General features: G+C 55.6%; 17 protein-coding genes. 15 read left to right on the top strand and 2 right to left on the bottom strand.

Annotated elements, in window-relative coordinates; genetic code table 11:
* The first annotated feature begins 29 nt into the window (after positions 1–29).
* The 13 genes from V4U84_RS04410 (at position 30) to V4U84_RS04350 (ending at position 16938) form a co-directional block, all read left to right on the top strand.
* Entirely contained in the window at positions 30–932 is a 903-nt protein-coding gene (locus tag V4U84_RS04410) for a M15 family metallopeptidase (RefSeq protein WP_334072247.1), read from the top strand.
* Positions 933–1032: 100 nt separating this feature from the next.
* Positions 1033–1377: a DUF3243 domain-containing protein gene (locus tag V4U84_RS04405; protein ID WP_334072246.1), complete on the top strand. Its 345-nt coding sequence runs from the start codon at positions 1033–1035 to the stop codon at positions 1375–1377.
* A gap of 250 nt (positions 1378–1627) precedes the next feature.
* Positions 1628–2482, top strand: coding sequence for an ABC transporter ATP-binding protein (locus V4U84_RS04400; RefSeq protein ID WP_334072721.1), 855 nt, complete (start codon positions 1628–1630; stop codon positions 2480–2482).
* Positions 2483–2516: 34 nt separating this feature from the next.
* Positions 2517–3317, top strand: a complete 801-nt coding sequence (locus V4U84_RS04395) for a (2Fe-2S)-binding protein (protein ID WP_334076813.1) — start codon at positions 2517–2519, stop codon at positions 3315–3317.
* 44 nt (positions 3318–3361) lie between these two features.
* Positions 3362–4432, top strand: coding sequence for an ABC transporter substrate-binding protein (locus tag V4U84_RS04390; protein ID WP_334076812.1), 1071 nt, complete (start codon positions 3362–3364; stop codon positions 4430–4432).
* Positions 4429–6516, top strand: a complete 2088-nt coding sequence (locus V4U84_RS04385; protein WP_334076811.1) for an iron ABC transporter permease — start codon at positions 4429–4431, stop codon at positions 6514–6516. Before V4U84_RS04390 ends, V4U84_RS04385 begins: the two co-directional genes overlap by 4 nt.
* A 362-nt stretch (positions 6517–6878) precedes the next feature.
* Positions 6879–8240 carry an FAD-dependent oxidoreductase gene (locus V4U84_RS04380; RefSeq protein WP_334072242.1) on the top strand — a complete coding sequence of 454 codons (1362 nt, stop codon included), beginning with the start codon at positions 6879–6881 and terminating at the stop codon, positions 8238–8240.
* Between the two features lie 276 nt (positions 8241–8516).
* Positions 8517–9344 (top strand): formate/nitrite transporter family protein, encoded by an 828-nt coding sequence (locus V4U84_RS04375; RefSeq protein WP_334072241.1) that lies wholly within the window; start codon positions 8517–8519, stop codon positions 9342–9344.
* Positions 9345–9902: 558 nt separating this feature from the next.
* The gene (locus V4U84_RS04370) at positions 9903–11969 is read left to right on the top strand and encodes a molybdopterin-containing oxidoreductase family protein (RefSeq protein WP_334072240.1); all 2067 of its coding nucleotides are present in this window, start codon (positions 9903–9905) and stop codon (positions 11967–11969) included.
* Positions 11970–12142: 173 nt separating this feature from the next.
* Complete coding sequence (locus V4U84_RS04365; protein ID WP_334072239.1) at positions 12143–13363, top strand: MFS transporter; 1221 nt, start codon at positions 12143–12145, stop codon at positions 13361–13363.
* Between the two features lie 40 nt (positions 13364–13403).
* Complete coding sequence (locus V4U84_RS04360; RefSeq protein ID WP_334072238.1) at positions 13404–13898, top strand: GNAT family N-acetyltransferase; 495 nt, start codon at positions 13404–13406, stop codon at positions 13896–13898.
* Positions 13899–13967: 69 nt separating this feature from the next.
* Complete coding sequence (locus V4U84_RS04355) at positions 13968–15659, top strand: glutamine--tRNA ligase/YqeY domain fusion protein (protein WP_334072237.1); 1692 nt, start codon at positions 13968–13970, stop codon at positions 15657–15659.
* Positions 15660–15789: 130 nt separating this feature from the next.
* The gene (locus V4U84_RS04350; RefSeq protein WP_334072236.1) at positions 15790–16938 is read left to right on the top strand and encodes a cation:proton antiporter; all 1149 of its coding nucleotides are present in this window, start codon (positions 15790–15792) and stop codon (positions 16936–16938) included.
* Positions 16939–16975: 37 nt separating this feature from the next.
* On the opposite strand, the gene V4U84_RS04345 is transcribed toward V4U84_RS04350, so the two are convergent.
* Positions 16976–17953 (bottom strand): LacI family DNA-binding transcriptional regulator, encoded by a 978-nt coding sequence (locus tag V4U84_RS04345; protein WP_334072235.1) that lies wholly within the window; start codon positions 17951–17953, stop codon positions 16976–16978.
* A gap of 170 nt (positions 17954–18123) precedes the next feature.
* Positions 18124–19347: an MFS transporter gene (locus V4U84_RS04340; RefSeq protein WP_334072234.1), complete on the bottom strand. Its 1224-nt coding sequence runs from the start codon at positions 19345–19347 to the stop codon at positions 18124–18126.
* A gap of 130 nt (positions 19348–19477) precedes the next feature.
* On the opposite strand from V4U84_RS04340, the gene mobA reads away from it, so the two are divergent.
* Together mobA and V4U84_RS04330 are read left to right on the top strand one after the other, a co-directional pair.
* Positions 19478–20104, top strand: a complete 627-nt coding sequence (mobA, locus tag V4U84_RS04335) for a molybdenum cofactor guanylyltransferase (RefSeq protein ID WP_334072233.1) — start codon at positions 19478–19480, stop codon at positions 20102–20104.
* Between the two features lie 199 nt (positions 20105–20303).
* Positions 20304–20993, top strand: coding sequence for a TorD/DmsD family molecular chaperone (locus V4U84_RS04330; RefSeq protein ID WP_334072232.1), 690 nt, complete (start codon positions 20304–20306; stop codon positions 20991–20993).
* Positions 20994–21041: the final 48 nt, after the last annotated feature.

Raw genomic sequence — 21041 nt, 5'->3', positions numbered from 1 at the left:
GCGGCGAACTTATGGTGGGAGGAATCAAGATGAGAAACCGGACGGGCAAGAGAGTAGGATATGCTCTTGTCTTTGTACTAATGACGATGATGCTCAGCGCTTGTTCCAGCGACATCCCGGAGGCCGCAAAGACGGTGAACTCGGGAGTCTCGGAGAATACCGGAAACGCCGGCAACGAGGAGTCCGTGGGGGATTTAACTGTCGTGGATACCGTAAAAGCGGGGAGTAAGGCGAGCGACGAAAAGTCCGTGAAGTCCGATACAACGGGAACGAAAAATCAAAGCAAACCGAACCCGCAAGGCTCGAAAGACGGGGCAAAGGGCGGGAGCAAAGCCGCAGCGGCGGATCCGGACAGTGTGGCCGTGCTGGTCAACAAGGAATACGCGCTTCCGGAGGATCACAAGCCGGATGATCTGGTCTATCCGGATGTCCGTTTTACGTTCAAAGAAAAGATCGAAAAACGCAAATTGCGCAAGGAAGCGGCCTCCGCGCTGGAGGAGCTGTTTGCGGGAGCCGAGAAAGACAGTATTTACCTGGCCGGCGTTTCGGCCTATCGGTCGCATAGCACGCAGACATCGCTTTTTAACCGATATGTCAAAAGAGACGGGCTGGAGAAAGCCAAAACCTACAGCGCCGTTCCCGGGCACAGCGAACATGAGACCGGATTGGCGATCGACGTGAGCGGGAGCGACGGTAAATGTGCGGCCGAAGATTGTTTCGGCGGTACCAAGGAAGCCGATTGGCTGGCAAAGTACGCGCATGAATACGGGTTTATCATTCGCTATCCGAAAGGAAAAGAAAATATCACCGGATATAAATACGAACCATGGCATCTGCGTTATGTAGGCAAGGAGATCGCCGCGGATATCGTTGAGCGCGAGATCACGCTGGAGGAGTATTACGACGCCGTACCGGTTTCCGCGAACCCTTAACCTGACGGGCGGCAAATTCCAACGCGCCAATCTGGTTCACCGCCCTTCGAACGGGTTATGTACTAACAAACCGCATAACTCATTCAAGGAGGCAATCAGCATGTCCGAACACAACCATGTAGTGAACAAGGATGGCGAAATGGCGCTGGGAAAAGTGGATGATGCCCTGAACCGGATTGATGATGAGCGGAAGGAAGAAATTTTGCAGAGCTTCGAAACGTTTAAAAAATACCTGGGGGAGCGGGTCAAACTCGCCCAATCCATAGGGATGAGCGAAGAGACGATGGCGCAGGCCGCCGAGAAAGTCGGCAATTACCTCGCCGCGAGGGAAGAGCCGCGCAACCGTGAGGAGAAGCTGCTGCAGGAGTTATGGAATGCCGGCGGGCAGGAGCACCGTCATGCGCTGGCGCATATGCTGGTCAGACTGGCACAAAAAGCGCATTAAGCGTGGAAATGCAGAGAAGTAGTTTCAGGGCGCCTTTTGGGCGTCCTTTTTTACGTTACAGGGAGAAGTTCCTGTTGACAAATGATAATGATTATCAGTATCTTTAAAAAGTAAGATATGAAGATCCGATGAAGATGAAAAGGCAAACGAAATTGAAGATTCATACTTCGCACCGGATATGGAGCAAAGTTGCCGGGTTGCGGCACGTGGACCCGTTTTTCAGGTCATATACATGAAAGGAAGATGAATGATGGCAACATTGAATACCTCGCATCTGGATATCGCCTATGAGGACCGGTTGATCGTTCAGGACCTGAATATATCCATCCCGCAAGGGAAAATAACGGCATTGGTCGGAGCCAACGGCTCGGGGAAATCGACGATTTTGAAGACGATGGCCCGCATCCTGCACCCTAAGGGAGGCAGTGTGCTGCTGGACGGCAAGTCCATCCACAAGCAGTCTACCCGGGAAGTTGCCAAACAGTTGGCGATTTTGCCGCAAAACCCTACCGCGCCCGAGGGGCTGACGGTTTATGAACTGGTGTCCTATGGCCGGTTCCCGCACCAAAAAGGGTTCGGGGGTCTGAAGGCGGAGGATCGGGAAGTCATCAACTGGGCTATCGAGGCGACCGGCATGAATGAGTTCAGCGACCGGGCCCTGGAGCAACTGTCCGGCGGGCAGCGTCAACGGGCCTGGATTGCCATGGCTCTGGCTCAAGAGACGGATATCTTGTTCCTTGATGAACCGACCACGTTCCTCGATATGGCGCATCAACTCGAAGTGCTGCAACTTCTGGAGGAACTGAATGCGGAATCGGGGCGGACCATCGTGATGGTGGTCCACGATTTAAACCATGCCGCGAGATATGCCCATCATATGATTGCCATTAAGAAGGGGCAGGCGATCGCCGTGGGAGCACCCGAAGAAGTGGTGACTTCCGAGGTGCTTCGCGAAGTATTCGGCATTGAAGCGGACATCGTGACCGACCCCCGCAGCGGGGTACCGCTCTGTCTGCCGTATGAGCTCTATCGGGCTGCGACGGAAGGCCGGGTTCGGACCGGGAAAAAAGGGATCCTGGACGGCAAAGTAGCCTCCATTCTTTAAAGATGACGGTTTATAGATCGGGAGGGAGCTGGAGATGACGATCAATTTTGAGCTGTTGGACCGCGCGCTCTCCATCGTAACGAAAGAAGGGGAGAACGCGCTTGTCACGGTTTCGGCGGAACGGCTGACCGAACCGGAGCAAGCTCGGCAACTGCTCACCCTTTACCGGGAACAGATTAAAGGACGGGACATCCAGGTCGCTTCGACTTATTACGCCGCGTGCTGGCGCGTGATCCCCGCTGCTCTGCTGTACATGCTGACCGCATGCGACGGCAGGGTAGATTTCTCTCTGCAAAATCTCACTATTCAAATTGATATAGTAAATAATTATCCGCGGGTCTTTTTTGTGCTGAAACGAACCGACGTGCTTCCCTGGCCGACCGGTCCGGCGGAGTCATGGCGCGAGCGTGAGTTGGGCGGTTTTGTGCAGGAAACGCTCCGTCCGGTTCTGGAAACGGCCTCATCGATATCAGGATTGCCGCTGGGGCAAATCTGGGGACAGATACCGCTGGGGGTTGAGTTTTACTTGAATTACATGGCGGACCAACTGGGCGATCTGCCGCTGAAGGAACGGCTTGGCGAGCAGTACGTTTTTTTTAGCAAGCAACTGGGGCCGGAATGGTTCGGTTTGAAACGGAATCCGTTTGATGTCAAGGCGATCTGGCTGGATGATCCTTATCGGCCCGGGGAGCGGACGAGAATGAAGCCGACCTGCTGCCTGGCTTACCGGACGGATACCGGGCATGGTTACTGCTACGGTTGTCCCAAAATCTCGAAGGAAGAGCGGGAAAGAAAGCGTCGGGAGATTTTGGCGGCTGCGGCCTCGAACGGGTAGCGTCTGTCTTTTTACATCATAGAAACGAAAGGGATGTCATGAATATGTCGTTACAATTGAGGAAACGAAACGGAATTATAGGGTTGATAGCCGTGTTTGCGCTAGTTTTGGTTATGGCGGGTTGCGGTAACGCGAAACAGAACACGGGCGCTGCGAATTCGGCCGGGAATGGGGCGTCCGCAGGGAATGCCGCGGGGAATTCCGCCGAGCAAAAAGGCGCAAATGCCAAGACGGATATCGGAATAGGCCACGAGATCAAGCACGCCTTGGGAACGGCCAAGATCGAAGGGACTCCGAAGAGGATTGTTGCTCTGGAATATACTTATGCCGAGGATTTGCTGGCCTTGGGCATTCAGCCTGTTGGGGTGGCGGACGTCAAAGGCTATCAAACCTGGGTCAATACGACCCCCGGGCTGGATGACAGCGTTCAGGATGTGGGAACCCGTCAGGAGCCTAACCTGGAAGCGATTATGGCCCTGGAGCCGGATTTGATTCTCACCACGGATTTCCGGTCGAAGGACATTTACGACAAGTTGGAGGGAATTGCACCAACGTTGGCTTTTAGCCCTTATCAAGACGAGAACGGCGTGGATCAGTATCAGGAAATGATCGATACGTTCAATACGATCGCCGAGGTGGTCGGCAAGCAGGAGGAAGCCAAGCAGGTGTTGGCGGATTTGGACAAGACGTATCAAGAGGCCGCGGAGAAAATCAAGGCGGCGGGCAAGGAGAATGCCGCGGTTACCTTGGTTCAGGCCTTCAGTAATCAGAATTCGCCGGTTTTCCGGATTTTTACGGATAACTCGATGGCGATCAAAATCCTGAATAAAATCGGTCTTCAAAACGCGTTTAAGGACCCGGCGTTTGAAGTTTACGGTTATGCCGAGAAATCGGTCGAAGCCTTTCCGGCGGTGCAGGACTCGGAGTTTCTGTATATCGTGCAGCAGGATGACAACGTGTTCGAAACGCATTTGAAAGGGAACTCGGTCTGGAAGAATCTGAATTTTGTCAAAGAGAACCGTACCTATGCGCTGGGGGGAGACTCATGGGTGTTCGGCGGTCCGCTGTCCGCGAAGACGCTTGTTGATAAAGCCGTCTCCGTGATCGCGCCATGAGTACGGTGACCGGGCTAACCTCGAAAAAAGCGGCAGCCCCTCAGAAGCGGACCTCCCGGGGTTCGCTTTTTCTTGTGTTTGCGGCGGGTCCGCTGATCCTGGCGCTGCTGCTGTGCCTACAAATTACGCAGGGCACCGCGGGCATCTCCCTGGCCCTGATCCGGGATGCGCTGTTTCATCCGGCCCCGGAGGATCCGCTTCATCAAATCGTCCGGGGGGTCCGCCTTCCCCGGGCTGTGATAGGGGCACTGGCGGGAGCCGCGCTCTCCGTGGCGGGCGTCCTGCTGCAGACGCTGACCCGCAATCCGCTTGCTTCCGCCGGGACGCTGGGGATCAACGCCGGAGCTTACCTGGCGGTCGTGGTGGCGACGATCTTTTTCCCTTCGGTGATGGGCGGGTTCCCGCTGCTGACCGCGATGGCCGGCGGGCTGCTTGCCGGGGGGATCGTGTTTCTGCTGGCCGGGCAGCGGCGAAGCGGGCCGGTACGGTTGGCCCTGGGCGGCATGTCCCTGACGCTCGTGCTTTCATCGTTGACGGGAACGCTGCAACTGCTGTTTGAAAATGAGACGGCAGGCTTGTTCCTGTGGGGCTCCGGCTCATTGATTCAGAACGACTGGCAGAACGTGACGGCGATCTGGCCGTGGATTGTGGGCGGACTGCTGCTCGCCGCGCTGTTCAGCCGCAACCTCGACGTCCTCCTGATGGACGAGGAGGTCGGCAAATCGCTGGGGCAGCGCATCGGTCTGACCCGAACCGCCAGCGTGCTGACGGCCGTCCTGCTGGCCGCAGTCACCGTCAGCGCGGTGGGGCCGATCGGCTTCGTCGGCCTGATTGCGCCGCATTTGCTGCGGCTGATGGGGCTGCATCGCCACCGGCTGCTGATTCCCGGCGCCGCGATCTGGGGCGCGATCGTGCTGGTGGCGGCCGACCTGGCCGTGCTGCTGTTGGAGCCGGCCTTCGGCCTGCTGCCGGCCGGCTCGGCCACGGCGGCGCTCGGCGCGCCGTGGCTGGTTTGGCTCGTGTACCGCATGAAGCCGACGCGCGGCGACGTGCAGGGCGCGTCCTCCGGCATGGGAGCGGGCTTCCGCCGCTCCCTGCCGTATCCCGCCCTGCTGGCGGGGGCGGGGCTGCTGCTGTTGCTCGCGCTGGGCGCCGGCCTCGTCTTCGGCGGCAAGACCGTGCCGCTGCCGGAGCTGTGGGCCGCCTTTACGGGCGAGGCCAGCAAGATCACCCGTTACATGGTGATCGAAACGCGGCTGCCCCGCCTGCTGATCGCGGCCCTCGCCGGGGCCTCGCTGGCCGCGAGCGGGACGCTGCTGCAGGGCGTCGTGCGCAATCCGCTCGCCGATCCTTCGGTGATCGGCGTGACGTCCGGCGCCGGCCTGGGCGCGCTCGTCTTCCTGATTCTGCTGCCCCAGCTGCCGGGCTCGCTGGTGCCGGCGGCCGCCTTCACCGGCGCGGTGGGCGCGGCGCTGGTGATCTTCGCGATCAGCCGCAAGGGCGGCCTGCAGCCGGCCAAAGTCGCGCTGATCGGCATGGCCGTCTCCGCTTTCGCCTCGGCCGGCATTCAAGCGCTGGTGGTCAAGGCGCAGCTGCGGGTGGCCTCGGCGCTCACCTGGCTCTCGGGCAGCACCTATGCCCGAGGCTGGGAGGAGCTCGCCTGGCTGTTCGCCTGGCCGCTGGTGCTGCTGCCGCTCGCGTGGGCGCTCGCCCGCCGGCTGGACCTGCTCGCGCTCGGGGACGCCTCCGCGATCAACCTCGGCGTCTCCGCCGGACGGACGCGCCTGCTCGGCGGCCTGCTGGGCGCGGCGCTGGCGGCCTCGGCCGTCGCGACGGTCGGCACCGTCGGCTTCGTCGGCCTGCTTGCGCCGCATGCGGCCCGCTTGCTAGTGCCGAACGCGAACCGCAAGCTAGTCTTGCTTTCGGCCCTGCTGGGGGCCGTGTTCCTGGTGCTTGCGGATCTCGTGGGGCGGGTGCTGCTCGCCCCCAAGGAAATTCCATCCGGCCTAGTCGTGGCTCTGCTGGGCGCGCCGTACTTCCTCTGGTTGATGCGGACGGCCGGGGCCCCCTCCGGCAGCAAATAAAACCGTGCACTCATAAAAAAGATGGAAAACCGACCGGAAAACACCGGCCGGTTTTTTCGCGTTCGGCGGGTAATTTTGCGTGGGGGCAGGAACAATAGGGACAGCGGTAATTATTTTGGACTAGTAGGGACATAGTGTGGACCGACAGCGATCGGATTGAGCCGCGGTTGAAATTATTTAAAATTGTGAATATTTTAAGAACGCGCACTTTTCTGCTTGCAATGTGAAAAATGTCACACTATAATAGAATCATGAGGTGAACAAATTCACAAAGTCTTTATTTTATAAGTGACATATTTCACATGAGATAATCCTGGACGTTACGATTTATCGAACGTTAGGAAATTGAGGAGGAAGAAACCATGAAAGTCGCCGTTATCGGATGTACCCACGCAGGAACCGCAGCCATTGTAAATACCGCGAAGCTTTACCCGGAAGCCGAGATTACCGTTTATGAACGCAATGATAATATTTCGTTCCTTTCGTGCGGGATTGCCCTTTATGTAGGGGGGATGGTTAAGGATCCCCAGGGCCTTTTCTACTCGTCGCCGGCCCAGCTCGCTGAGCTTGGCGTCAAAACAAACATGCGGCATGAAGTCATCGCGGTCGATACGGAGACCAAAACGCTTCGGGCCCGCAACCTGGAGAATGGAACCGAATTTGACGATACGTTCGACAAGCTGATTGTGACGACGGGATCGTGGCCGGTCGTTCCGAAATTCGAAGGCATTGAGCTCGAAAATATCCTGCTCTCGAAGAACTTCAATCACTCGAACACCATCATAGAAAAGTCGGAACAAGCCAATCATATCGTTGTGGTGGGTGCCGGTTACATCGGTGTTGAACTGGTCGAAGCCTTCCAATTGAACGGGAAAAAGGTAACGTTGATCGATGCGGAAGAGCGCATCCTCAGCAAGTACCTCGACGCCGAGTATACGGACAAAATCGAAGGATCGCTCAGTGAGCATGGAATCACTCTGGCTTTGAACCAAAAAGTGACCAAGTTTGTCGGCGAGGAAGGAAAAGTAACCAAAGTGGTCACGGACCGCGGCGAATATACCGCCGATCTTGTGATTCTGTGCATCGGCTTCCGCCCGAACACCGAATTGTTGAAAGGTCAAGTCGACATGCTGGGCAACGGAGCAATCATCGTGGACGAGTACATGCGGACGAGCAAGCCTGACGTTTACGCAGCGGGCGACAGCTGTGCGGTCTTTTACAACCCGACCCGGGAGCATGCTTACATTCCGCTGGCCACTAACGCCGTTCGGATGGGTACCCTGGTTGCCCGCAACCTGGTTACGCCGACCGTTAAATATATGGGAACGCAAGGCACATCGGGGATTAAAATCTATGAGGACAATATCGCGGGTACCGGGATGACGGAAGCCTCGGCCAAAGAGGCGGGCATCGACGCGGAAGCGGTCATGATTACCGATAACTACCGTCCGGAATTTATGCCGACCCATGAACCGGTTATGCTGAAGGTCGTTTACGAAAAAGGAACGCGCCGGATTCTCGGAGCTCAAATCATGTCGAAGGTGGATCTGACCCAGTCGATCAACACGATTTCGGTTTGTATCCAAAACGGCATGAAAATGGAGGAACTGGCGTTCGTCGACTTCTTCTTCCAGCCGCACTACAACAAACCGTGGAATTTCCTCAACAGTGCCGGACTGGGTGCGCTGCCGGAAGTGCCGGCCCGCAAGGCCGTTACCGTTTAAAATTTAGCCGATTTGTATATCACAGCCGCCTCGGTTTCAACCCCGGGTGGCTGTTTTTCATTTTCGGCATAAGCTCGCCCAATACCCATTTGGGTAGCCGATTGAGGGATAAGGGGGCGTGTAGCAGCTCCAAGCATTTTTTGTGGTTAAAATTGTGAAATGTTTCACTTTTGAAAACGGTAACGTGACTTATGTTACTTATCCGCACCAGGGGCCAAGATACAATGGACGTAAAGACCGCAGTTTATGAACTGCTTCTAAAGGAGAATGGAGAGAATGGCTTACAACAAACCGGATCAAATTGCGAAAGTGACGGTGGAAATGGGCGTAAAGAAAGCCCACAATCCGCTGTTGACGGTGCTGATTCTGGGCTTTTTGGGCGGGGCCTTTATCGCGCTTGGATTTTTGCTGGATATCCGCGTGATCGCCAGCGCGCCGAAGGAGTGGGGCAGTTTCGCCACCTTTATCGGCGCGGCGGTGTTCCCGATCGGCCTGATCCTCGTGCTGCTTGCCGGAGGCGAACTGTTGACCGGAAATATGATGGCTGTGCCGCTGTCGCGGATGGCGCGCAAGATCACAGCCGGGGAGATGTGCAAAAACCTGGTGCTCATTACGTTGAGCAACTTTGTCGGCGCTCTGTTTGTCGCCTATTTCTTCGGTCATATCGTCGGATTGACCGCGGAAGGCGCGTACCTCGAGAAGCTTGTGGATATGGCCGGACATAAGCTGGATGCCGGATTCGTGCAGGCCTTTGTGTCCGGGATCGGCTGCAACTGGCTGGTGGCGCTGGCCGTTTGGCTTTCTTACGGGGCTGACAATATGAGCGGTAAAATCCTCGGCATCTGGTTCCCGACGATGGCCTTTGTCGCTATCGGATTTCAGCACGTTGTGGCAAATATGTTTCTGATTCCGGCGGCGATATTTGAGGGATATTTCTCCTGGGGGGAGTACCTCAAAAACTTTGTGCCGGTTTGGCTCGGCAACCTGACGGGAGGCGCCCTGTTCGTCGCCGGCGCGTATTGGGCGGCATACCTGAAAGATGGAGGAAAGAAAGAGCAGGCCTCCGGCGATGCCGTGGCCGCGCCGCTAAGCAAGCACGCGTAAGAAGCCGGTTGCCGCTGTGGCTCGATTGAGAGACGGTCTCCTGCGGAGGCCGTCTTTTTGATTTAGTCTTTAGATTAGCGGCTTTTAGAGGCGCTATTTCGGGCTGATTCGGCTCCGCAGTAAGATTAGCGGTCCAAAAGGGTCTTATTTCCCGGCACCGGACTCCAAAATCGTTTTTTGCCCGCTTTTTCCTAAAATAAGACCCTGAAAGCCCGCTATTTCACCTTTATGAAGCGAATTCGACAAATTAGCGGCGCAAAAGGCCTTTATTGACCCGTACCGGCTTACTCCTCCTGTCTCTGTTCGAGATGTGCATGGGAGGGACTAGGTGCCGAAATCCCTCCTGTTACCAGTGCCCTCTGTCAGGCAACCTTGATTACATAAAATCCCTGCAAATTTGCATCTTTTTCCACATCCCCTCGTGAATCTGCCTAAAATACCTGCAGATTTGCATCCTTTTGGAGTTGAAGGAGTATGTCTTATGGGGAACCTGTAGACATCGTTCCGTCTTTTTTCTAAGATTATAGAATCTGCAAGTTTGAGATAGGGGATGAAGCCATGATTCGCGAGGAGAACGGAATTTTTCCCGCGGTGTGTCCATTGGATTGCCCGGATACCTGCGGTTTGTTACTGCATAAAGAGAACGGAAAAATCGTCAAGGTGACGGGGAATCCCGCTCACCCGATTACCCAGGGAGCCATCTGCAACAAGGTACGGAACATGGCTGAGCGGGTGTATCATCCGGAGCGGGTGCTTTACCCGCTCAAGCGGGTCGGGGCCAAAGGCGAAGGGAAATTCGAGCGGATTTCCTGGGACGAGGCGATTGCCGAAATCGCCGGACGGTACAAGGAGCTTATCCGCGAGCATGGACCCGAGTCGATTATGCCGTACAGCTTCTACGGCAACATGGGGATCCTCAGCGTTGACGGCATGGATCGGCGCTTTTTCAACCGGCTGGGGGCTTCCCAGCTGCAGCAGGGGATTTGCAATTCCGCCGGAAGTGCCGGCTGGAAGTATACGATGGGCTTCGCTGGGGGCACCAGTCCGGAGGATACGGTAAAGGCGAAGCTTATTATCATTTGGGGCGGCAATCTGGTCAGCACAAACATGCACCAGATCGCCTTGATCGAAAAAGCCCGCAAGCAGGGGGCGAAGCTCGTTGTGATCGACGTCCATCGCAACCGCACAGGGCAGCGGGCGGATTGGTTTATCCCGCTGTATCCGGGGACGGACAGCGCGCTCGCGCTCGGCATGATGCATGTCCTGTTCGAACGCGGCCTCGTCAACGAATCGTTCATGGAGCGCTATACAACCGGGCACGCCGAACTGCGTGAGCATGTGAAAGCCTACACGCCGGAGTGCGTCTCGGCGATTACCGGCATCCCGGCGGATGACATCGTCAAGCTGGCCGTGCTGTACGGCGAAACCTCTCCGGCCTACATCCATATCGGCAACGGGCTGCAGCACCATGACAACGGCGGAATGACGGTGCGGACCATCAGCTGTTTGCCGGCGCTGACCGGGCAGTGGCTCGTTCCCGGCGGAGGGGCTTACAAGTCTAACGGAGCTTATAACAAAATGAACGCGGAGGCGTTGGAACGCCCGGATTTGCGGAAGAATCCGGAGGCCCGGACGATAAACATGAACCGCATCGGCGAGGCGCTGCTGACGCTGGACCCGCCGCTTTATGCGCTGTTCGTATACTGCGCGAACCCGGCGGTCGTTGCCCCGGATACCGGCAAGGTGGAGCGCGGCTTAAGCCGTGAGGACTTGTTTACCGTCGTGCATGATCTGTTCCTGACGGATACGGCCAAGTATGCGGATATTGTTTTGCCGGCGACGTCCACCTTTGAAAATACGGACCTCTACGCTTCCTATTGGCATCATTACGTACAGATCCAGGAGCCGGTCATTCCCGCTCAGGGCGAGAGCAAGAGCAATGTCGAGGTGTTTCGGCTTCTGGCGGCCGCATTGGGATTTGAGGAGGAGGCGTTCCGCGATACGGAGGAGGACATGATCCGCCTGGCGCTGGATTATCCGGCCAACCCTTACTTGCGGACCATTACGCTGGAAGGATTGAAGGAGCAGCGGATAGTCAAGCTGGACATGGCGCACAAGGAGCGGTATTTGGACAGCTTGCCGACACCTTCGGGCAAGATTGAACTATACTCGGCCCAAATGGCCAAGGAGGGCCTCCCTCCGCTGCCGACTTACACTCCGCTGCACGAAGGGTACGACGGGGAGAACCGGCCGGGAGAGCGGGAAGCGTATCCGCTGATGTTCATCTCGCCGCCGAATCACAGCTTCCTGAATTCCACGTTTGGCAATGTGGAGAAGCTTACGGCGCTGGAAAAGCAGCCTACCCTGCAAATCCATCCGGAGGATGCGGCGGCTCGGAGCATTGAGGACGGGGACCGGGTCCTCGTGTGGAATGATCGGGGAAGTTATGAAGTCGTGGCGGCCGTGACCGATAAAATGCTGCCGGGTGTCGTCATCAGCCAGGGGCTTTGGTGGAAGCAGGACGGCAAACGGAGCCGGGCAAACGCGTTAACTGCGGATCGGCTCGCCGATATGGGCGGGGGAGCCGTCTTCTTTTCGACTGTTGTTGATGTAAAGCGGCAATAGATGTACTTGCCGACTTTCCTCTTTTCGGCGATACTATGATAATCTGGGCGTAATAATAGTTGCATTCACGGTGATAGCTATACGGTACGGAGGAGCCCGCAAGGGCTCCTTTTGTATTTTTAAGGATAAAAGTCTTGGTTGAGCGTGGAGCGGGTGAAGGAGGAGAAATGCCTATGAAATGGTTGCAATCGTATCCGCGGGAGGTCAAAATTTTTCTGGTGGCGAGTCTGATCAGCTCGGCCGGGGGATCTTTAATGTGGCCGCTGATCACGATGTTCGTATTCAAGGTGCTGGGGCGAACCGTAACGGACGCCGGTCTGGTCATCCTGGTGATGTCTCTGGGAGGGATTGTCGGGCAAGTCCTCGGCGGCTCCCTGTATCATAAACTGGGCGTAAAAAAGCTGATTGTCGGCGGGATAGGCCTGTACGCGCTGTTTCTGCTGCTGCTGCCGTACGGGAGCGGCAATTGGTCTCTATTCATCGTACTGATGGGACTCGTCGGATTCTTCAACGCGATGTCCATGCCTGCGATTCAGGCTTTTATCGGCTTCAGGTTTGCGGAGCGGCGGGGGGAATTGTTCAATGTCATCTATGTGGCGAACAATATCGGCGTTGCGCTGGGTACCGCGCTAAGCGGATTTTTGGCGCAGATTTCTTATAATATGAGCTTTACTTTGAACGGGTTGATTTCGGCCGGGTTTGCGCTGTTTTTCTGGTTTTATTTGAACAAAGTTCAAAAAAACGAGGGAGAGGTTCAACTCCAGAAGCGTAAAATCGCCCCGGAAGGGCAGGATACCTGGAAGCTGCTTGGCCGATACAATGTTTATCTGTTTATGGGGATCGGCTCCTTCTTTCTGTGGCTGGGCAATTGCATCTGGAATAACGGGGTTTCGCCCTTTACGCTGTCACAGGGCATGCCGGAATGGAATTACAGTATCCTGTGGACGCTGAACGGGATCTTGATCTTTGTCGGCCAACCGTTTATTTTATGGATAAAACGGACGCTCGCAGGCTCGGCGGAAGCGCAGCTTACGGCCAGCGCCATCTTTTATTTTCTCGGATATGTCACGATGCTGTGCTTCCCCACGTACCCAAGCATGGTCGCGGCGATGATTCTGACCACCTTTGGCGAGATGCTGATCTCTCCGGCCATTCCGTCGTTCATTTCCGACCGGACGGGCAAGGCCGCGCCTTTTTATCTGGGCGTCGTCGGCGGGATGGGAGCTGCCGGAAAAGTGGTCGGTCCTTACGCTATGGGCGTGCTGTTCGACTGGAACGGTTTTGTGCCGGTGGCCTGGTTGGCCGTCATGATCTCCGTTTTGTCCGTTGGCGCGTTCTTGATCCACTCCTCGTTGAACCGAAGCGCCCGGGGGGAAATAGCGGACAGCATTTAAATAAAATGTGTATAAAAAGCTAAGTAAGGAGCATATTTGTATGTCAGATCTAATATGGACCCGCTTCTCGCAAATGCGGGATGCCGAAGCTTTGATGGAGCTGGACAGGCTTGTGTGGGTGGAAAACACAACCCCCTCGCCGATCGTCTGGAACTCCAGGGAACACTATTTGCAGAAATGCCCGCCGGGAACTCAACTGGTTGCCGGAATTGGGGAACAGCTATGCGGGTATGTGGGTTTCGATTATCCGACACCGTTGGAGAGCAACCGGCATGTCTATGAGCTGAACATTGCGGTTCACCCTGATTATCAGGGGCGTGGGGTTGGGCGCAAGTTGATGGAGGATATTAAGGAAATAGCCGCAGAGCGGGGTGTCCGGAAGCTGTGCCTGCGGGTACTGGCATCCAATCCCGGGGGAATGGCTTTTTACAAGAAGTGCGGATTTATGGAACAGGGGCGGCTGGTTGATGAGTTTTTTATCGGCGGCCAATACGTCGATGATATCCTGATGTGGTGTCCCGTCGGCAGCCATTGAACATTTGGCGAGATATCGGTATATTTAGAAGAAGAAAAATCGGAGAAACGTAAGGCAGAGATTCCATGAATGGAAAGGTTGATCACCATGGAGAACAATAACTTGACTCCTCCCAATTTTATTAAAAATATTATTACGGAAGATTTAAAAACCGGAAAAGTGGACAAGGTCGTAACCCGGTTCCCGCCGGAGCCGAATGGCTATCTACATATCGGACATGCCAAAGCGATCTGGATCAATTTCACGCTGGCCGACGAATTCGGAGGCCGTACCCATCTGCGGTTTGACGATACGAACCCGGTTAAGGAAGATATCGAATACGTCAACTCCATCAAAGAGGATGTGAAGTGGCTCGGCTTCGAGTGGGAAGAGCTTCACTATGCTTCGAATTATTTTGAGGAGATGTATAACCGGGCCGTCCTGCTGATCAAAAAAGGCAAGGCCTATGTGGACGACCTCAGCGCCGACCAAATCCGCGAAACCCGCGGGACCTTGACGGAGCCGGGGCAAAACAGCCCCTACCGGGATCGGTCGGTCGAGGAAAACCTGGACCTGTTCGCCCGGATGCGCGCTGGGGAATTCAAGGACGGAGAGAAAGTGCTGCGGGCCAAAATCGATATGGCGTCGCCGAACATCAACCTCCGGGATCCGGTCATTTACCGGATTGTGCATGCGACCCATCACAATACAGGGGATCAATGGTGCATTTACCCGATGTATTCCTACGCCCATCCGCTGGAGGATGCGGTCGAAGGCGTGACCCATTCCCTGTGCACCACGGAGTTCGAGGATCAACGCCCGTTCTATGACTGGGTTATCGCCGAAACGGAGATGCCGAATGTACCGCATCAATATGAGTTCGGCCGGTTGAACCTGGAGCAAACCGTCACGAGCAAACGGAAGCTCAAGATGCTGGTCGACGAGGGGGTCGTCGACGGCTGGGACGATCCGCGCATGCCGACGATCTCGGGGCTTCGCCGCCGGGGCTATACGCCGGAGGCCATCAAGGCGTTCGTCTACGAAGCGGGCATTTCCAAGGCTTACGGTGCGATCGATGTCAAAATGCTGGAGCATTTTGTCCGTGAGGACCTCAAGCTGAAGGCGCCGCGGACGATGGCGGTTGTCGATCCGCTGAAGGTGGTCATTACAAACTATCCCGAAGGGCAAACGGAGCTGCTGGACGCGGAAAACAACAGCGAAAATGAAGAGATGGGGCATCGGCAAATTCCGTTTTCCCGCGAAATTTATATTGAACGCGACGATTTCATGGAGGATCCGCCGAGTAAATACTTCCGGTTGTTCCCCGGAAATGAAGTGCGTTTGAAGCACGCCTACTTTATCAAGTGCCACGACGTGATCAAGGATGAGAACGGCGAGATTAAGGAGATCCACTGCACTTATGATCCGGAGACGAAAAGCGGAAGCGGGTTTACCGGTCGTAAAGTGAAGGGGACGATCCACTGGGTGGACGCCGGCGCCGCCGTACCTGCGGAATTCCGCTTGTATGAGCCGTTGATTCTGGATGAGGAACCCGAGGAAGAGGGGGCGGAGGAGAAGCCGTTCCTGGAGCGGATCAACCCGAATTCCCTGACGATCAAGCAAGGCTTCGTGGAACCGGGAATGAAGGATGCGGAGCCGCATGACAAGTTCCAATTTTTCCGTCACGGCTATTTCAACGTCGATCCGAAGTATTCCAAACAGGGACATCCGGTGTTTAATTTGATCGTTTCGCTGAAAAGTTCGTTTCAACTGCCAAAGTAAGATGGTATAATGTAGGTGGATTGAATTTAAATAATTAAATATTTTGGTTTTATGGAGGAGCCTGGTCAAACCGGGCTCCTTTTTGTCTTTTTTAGGCATGATAACTAAAAAAAATACTGGAGGAGTGCGAATGTTCTTTTTTACGATTCTTATTATTTTATTGGCGACGAAACTGGCGGGGGACCTGAGCGCGCGCTTGGGCCAGCCCGCGGTCGTGGGGAAGCTGCTGGTCGGAATTGTGATTGGCCCGGCTTTGCTCGGATGGGTGGAGAATTCGCATATCATTGAGGAATTGAGCGAAATCGGTGTGCTTTTGCTAATGTTTATGGCCGGTTTGGAGACCGATCTGGGTGATTTAAAACGCGCCTATAAGTCGGCGACGGCGGTGGCTGTTGGCGGAATCATCGTACCTTTTGTCGGCGGTTATATTACGGGGGCTGTAATTGGGCTGACGGTTTCTCAGGCGATATTTATGGGGCTGTTGCTCTCGGCCACATCAGTCAGTATCTCCGTCCAGTCGTTGAAAGATTTGAATTTGTTGAACAGCAGGGAAAGTACAACGCTTCTCGGGGCGGCCATCATCGACGATATTCTGGTAGTGGTTCTGCTGGCATTCGTGATGAGCCTGTTCGGGGGAGAGGAAGTCAACTTGACGCTCGTCATCGGCAAGAAATTGATCTTCTTCCTCATTGCCGGATTGTTCATCTGGAAGGGGGCAAAATGGGTCATGAAGTGGCTGGCTCCGCTGCGGGTTTCCGAGTCGATTATCAGCGGCGGGCTAATCCTTTGCTTTTTTCTGGCTTTTGTGGCCGAAGAGCTTGGCGTGGCGGGCATTATCGGGGCGTTTGCGGCGGGTTTGGCCATCTCGCAAACCGACTATAAAAAAGAAGTGGAGCATAAACTCGAGCCGATCGCTTATACGATATTCGTGCCGATTTTCTTCGTAAGCGTGGGCTTTTCCGTTTCGTTCGAAGGATTGGGATCGCAATGGGGCTTGCTGATTGTTCTTTTCATGGTGGCCCTGCTGACCAAGCTGGTCGGCTCCGGGCTCGGGGCCAAGTTGACCGGGTTTTCGTGGTCATCTTCGGCCGGGATCGGCTCGGGGATGGTATCGCGCGGGGAGGTGGCGCTGATTATTGCTACCATCGGGCTGGAGAGCGGACTATTGCAGCAAAAGTATTTTACGGTCCTCGTCATCGTGGTCATTTTGACCACATTAGTCACGCCGTTTCTGCTAAAACAAACCCTGGGACGGCACGCCGCCCAACAAGGCCGCTGACCCGCCGATCCTCGCCCGGAAATCGGGACAGCCTCGGTCAGACGCTGCCGCGCTCGATAAGACGGAACTGAAGTTCCTCGGTTACCGGAGGCAGGGCCGGATTTTGGATCCGGCTATACACGATGTTAAAAGCCTGTGTGCCGATATCCCGGAGGCGGTTGTCGATCGTGGTGATGCCGAATACTTCGGAGATCGGCTGGTTATCGAACCCGACGATGGCGAGGTCCTCCGGTATGCGGAAGCCGTGCTCCCTGATCGCGACGAGGAATCCGGCGGCAATCTCATCCCCGTTGAGCAGCAGGGCGGTAGGCCGCTCCTTCATGCCCAGCAGCCAATCGGCCACCAGGCGGCCGTCGCGGATCTCGCTGCAGCCGTCCAGCATCCACTCGTCGCGCGCCTCGCCGCCGAGTTCCTTCAGAATATCGGCGTAAGCTTTGCGGCGCCGCAGGCTGTTTTGACTATTCCGGCGGTTCAGGGTAAAACCGATCCGGCGGTGGCCGCGCTCCCAAAGATAGCGGATGGCATTCCGGAAGCTGGCGTAGTGGTCATAGTAGACCGAAGAAAGTTTGGGCAGAGGAACGTCTTCACAGAGGACGATCGGACCGTATTCGGCATAACCTTCCACCTGATCGAGGGACAGGGAGCGCGAGCAGATAATGACGCCGTCGATCCGCTTATTCCGCAGCAGATCGAGCACTTTGATCTCCTCCTCCGGGCGATAGCCGGTCTGGCAGAGGATCAACTGATAGTTATGTTGAAGCGCTTCGGCGGCGATGCCGTCCACGAGCCTGGAGAAGTAGGAGGTCTGGATTTGGGGAAGGATGATGCCGATCGTCTGCGTCGTGCCTTTGACGAGATGGACGGCATTCATGTTACGGGCATATTGAAGCCGTTCGATGGCCTCTTCGACCGCTTTCCGCTTGCTCTCGCTGACATAGGGATGCGCGTTCAGCACCCGGGAGACCGTGGTGACGGAAACACCGGCGGCTTTGGCGATTTGTTTGATATTGGCCAAACGCGGGACGCCCCCTTCCTGGAAACATGACAAAATTTAAGAAACGCTTGATCTGAAAAGCATTTCATAATATAGACTTAGCTTAAAGGCTCGGAAACAGCGGCGTAACCGCCTTTGCATGGCGGGCGTAACGCTGCCGGGCCCATTTTTGGCCGTATATCCCAAGCGAGTTAGTCTTCTTCTTCGCTTCGCGCCATCGCCGGGGAGTATCCGTTTTTGCGGAGCCGGTTCCACATCAGGCCAAAGCCGATGGCCCCGATGACCGTGAGAATGACCCCCATTTTATACATCACCACAGGCCCGAAGTTCTGAAAAATCCAACCGCCGAGCAGACCGGCCATGACTCCGGTTATGCCGCTGAGAGCAACCGTATAGACCGCCTGTCCGGCGGAACGAAGCGGCCTGGGGAGCAGCAGCGCGGTCAGCCGGGTCCCTACGTGAAAAAAACCGCCGAAAGTAACGGCGTGCAGCACCTGAATCAGGATGACCTGCAACGGGCTGGTCGCTCCGGACATCAAACTCCAGCGCAGCGCAAACAGCAGACTTACCGCGGTAAGGCAGCCCATGAGGTAAGTCAGCTTTTTCTTCAAAAAGAGGTTCAGAAGGACGAAAGCGCCCACTTCAAAAAAGGTGGAGAGAAAAAACGCAACGCCGATTTGAAACCGGGTTCCTCCGAGATCGCTCATAAACAGCGGCAAAAAAATACTGTTGATGGCATTCGGCAACGAGACAAGCACACCAAACAGAACGAACGCGACAAAATACTTATTCTGCAGCGTTCGGCGAATTTCGACGGGCGAAATGATCGGCGTGTTCGTCGTTTTGCGGATCGTCGGCAACAGCAACGCGGACCCGATCGCCAGCATCAAGGTTACGCTGAACAGCAGAGAGATTCCGTTTTGTCCGACGCTGTCGATGATCGGTCCGGCCGTCAGGGCGACGAAGGTCCATCCCAGCGAGCCCCATAACCGGTAGGCTCCGAATTTCTGTCCCACCTCTTCGATATATCCCAAGGTCAGACTGTTCGTATGGGCCAGCAGAGGGGTCTGGAAAAAGAAAAGCAGAATCATCGATAAATACAGCATCGGGTACGTGTTCACTTTGAAAACGAGGTGGCCGACGATCAGCAAGCCGACCATCATCATTAAGAGCATCACGCGAATGTTCCGTCCGCGATCGCTTAAATATCTCCAAAAGGGATGTGCCAGCAGGGACACAAGCGGACCGGCGGCCATCAGACTGCCGATTTCGAGCTTGTCCATGCCGATATCCAGCAAATATAATTGAAAGAACGCGGCAAAGATGACCATGGTGCCGTAAGTGAAAAAGTTAAGCAGCCCCAAGGGCAGTTTTATTGTGGAAAAGGGTTGGGTTTTGTCCCGCAAGCGTGCCATTCCTTTCTGTCCGACTCCATTTTTGGTGTGCAGCGAAAAATGACTATGTCCTCAATGTAACATACACCTGAAAGGGGATACAAACCAACTTCTCTTTGTTTTGCCAGTTTTTAGATGGGTGGGGTTTAAAATGACGATTACAGCGGTTATTCTTGCCGGAGGGCAATCCAGGCGGATGGGCCGAAACAAGGCGTTGCTGTCGGTGGGGGGAGTCCCCGTCATCGAGAAGCTCGTCAAGGAACTGAGTTATGTAACGGATACGGTTTTGATCGCGGGCGGACCCAGAGAAACGTATTCTTATTTGGAAGCGGAGATCGTCTCCGATACGTTCCCGGGGGCGGGGCCATTGGCCGGCTTGCATGCCGGATTGAAGGCGGCCGGGACGACCTGGACCGTTTTTGTGGCATGCGATATGCCGTTTGCCTCCCGGGAAGCAGTCCGGTGGCTGGCGGACCGGACCCTGCTGGCGGAGAAGGAAGGCAAGGAAGCCGTGATTCCGGTCATTGAAGGAAGGGAGCAGCCGCTGCTCGCGGCCTATCGGCGAAGCGTGCTTCCGGGATTGGAAGAAACGCTGAGGGAGGGGCGTCTGAAGCTGACCCGCTGGACGGAAGGGCTGAAGGCCGACTATACGGACGGGGCGGCTATGGCCAGCGCGGCGGGCATTCCCGCTGAGCGGATTCCTTTCAACATGAACCGGCCCGAAGACTATCGGCAAGCTTTGACATGGACGGATGTTCCTCCCCGCGGAGAAGTTTAGGAGATGTTGCGAGATTGTCAAAAAGATCACATAAAGCGCTTACATTTTGCGGTATAATAATGATGTAAGATACATGATCCCCCTTAATCATGTGTCGGTATAATTGATGAGAGATGATTTCCGTCATGCAGGAAGTCATCTTTTTTTAACCGGTGAATACATTTGTTGTGTCAAGCTATATAAGCAGGGAGATGACAATATGACCACACTGTACAAGAGACCGATGGAAATCCCGGAAGATCAGATCCGCTGGATGGAGCTCCGGGGTTGGGTGTACCCGTTGCTGACGGATTTTTTGAGCCGTCCCCCCCGCATGTCCTTGATTGTCCAATGGCGGAACCGGATGGAGCGGAAGAGCCCGGTTATTCCCATGAGCCGGGGCGGCAGAAGGCTGAAGGAGTATCTGGAGCGAATCCGCGAAGAGGACTTGCGTTTGGCGTGCGCCGATGAAGCGGAGGAATACAAGCGGTTGTTTATGGGGCATCAGGCGGTGTTGACTGCCCGCGAGAGCCTGTTTCGCGCCAAGGAGGAGGGCGTCGTCGCCTTTTCCTGTCTCGCCGGGATCCGGGATTTCTATTTGGAGAACAGTGTGGTATTTAACAAGATTTCGGGAGAGAGCGACGACCATATCGCCCTGGAGCTGGAGTTTATGGCCGTGCTGAGCGAGGAAATGTTGGGAAGAAGGAACCTTCCCGGACCCTGCCGGGACTTGATCCGGGTGCAGATCGCCTTTTTGGAATCGCACCTCATGCCATGGGCTCCGCGCTTTGCGGCCGACTTGGCCGCGGCGACCACGAGTCCGCTCTATACGGGACTGGCTGAATTGCTTGCGGAATTTCTCGAAATGGACTTGGAGCAGCTGTATTTGTGGCATAGCAGATTGGAATAGGGCAACGGGGAAGAGTAAGGCAGGGCGGGACTGACTCCGCCCGGCCTT

It is taken from the genome of Paenibacillus sanfengchensis (assembly GCF_036864765.1).
GTDB lineage: Bacteria > Bacillota > Bacilli > Paenibacillales > Paenibacillaceae > Fontibacillus > Fontibacillus sanfengchensis.
The sequence above is the reverse complement of the archived record's forward strand: the minus strand, read 5'-3'. Positions and strand labels throughout refer to the sequence as shown.

Bases quoted from the DNA above. Each gene is read 5' to 3' on its own strand.
- V4U84_RS04390 (WP_334076812.1), top strand. From the start codon at position 3,362: ATGTCGTTACAATTGAGGAAACGAAACGGAATTATAGGGTTGATAGCC.
- V4U84_RS04355 (WP_334072237.1), top strand. From the start codon at position 13,968: ATGGAAAGGTTGATCACCATGGAGAACAATAACTTGACTCCTCCCAAT.
- V4U84_RS04395 (WP_334076813.1), top strand. From the start codon at position 2,517: ATGACGATCAATTTTGAGCTGTTGGACCGCGCGCTCTCCATCGTAACG.
- V4U84_RS04375 (WP_334072241.1), top strand. From the start codon at position 8,517: ATGGCTTACAACAAACCGGATCAAATTGCGAAAGTGACGGTGGAAATG.
- V4U84_RS04330 (WP_334072232.1), top strand. From the start codon at position 20,304: ATGACCACACTGTACAAGAGACCGATGGAAATCCCGGAAGATCAGATC.
- V4U84_RS04370 (WP_334072240.1), top strand. From the start codon at position 9,903: ATGATTCGCGAGGAGAACGGAATTTTTCCCGCGGTGTGTCCATTGGAT.
- V4U84_RS04360 (WP_334072238.1), top strand. From the start codon at position 13,404: ATGTCAGATCTAATATGGACCCGCTTCTCGCAAATGCGGGATGCCGAA.
- V4U84_RS04365 (WP_334072239.1), top strand. From the start codon at position 12,143: ATGAAATGGTTGCAATCGTATCCGCGGGAGGTCAAAATTTTTCTGGTG.
- mobA (WP_334072233.1), top strand. From the start codon at position 19,478: ATGACGATTACAGCGGTTATTCTTGCCGGAGGGCAATCCAGGCGGATG.
- V4U84_RS04350 (WP_334072236.1), top strand. From the start codon at position 15,790: ATGTTCTTTTTTACGATTCTTATTATTTTATTGGCGACGAAACTGGCG.
- V4U84_RS04340 (WP_334072234.1), bottom strand. From the start codon at position 19,347: ATGGCACGCTTGCGGGACAAAACCCAACCCTTTTCCACAATAAAACTG.
- V4U84_RS04380 (WP_334072242.1), top strand. From the start codon at position 6,879: ATGAAAGTCGCCGTTATCGGATGTACCCACGCAGGAACCGCAGCCATT.
- V4U84_RS04385 (WP_334076811.1), top strand. From the start codon at position 4,429: ATGAGTACGGTGACCGGGCTAACCTCGAAAAAAGCGGCAGCCCCTCAG.
- V4U84_RS04400 (WP_334072721.1), top strand. From the start codon at position 1,628: ATGGCAACATTGAATACCTCGCATCTGGATATCGCCTATGAGGACCGG.
- V4U84_RS04405 (WP_334072246.1), top strand. From the start codon at position 1,033: ATGTCCGAACACAACCATGTAGTGAACAAGGATGGCGAAATGGCGCTG.
- V4U84_RS04410 (WP_334072247.1), top strand. From the start codon at position 30: ATGAGAAACCGGACGGGCAAGAGAGTAGGATATGCTCTTGTCTTTGTA.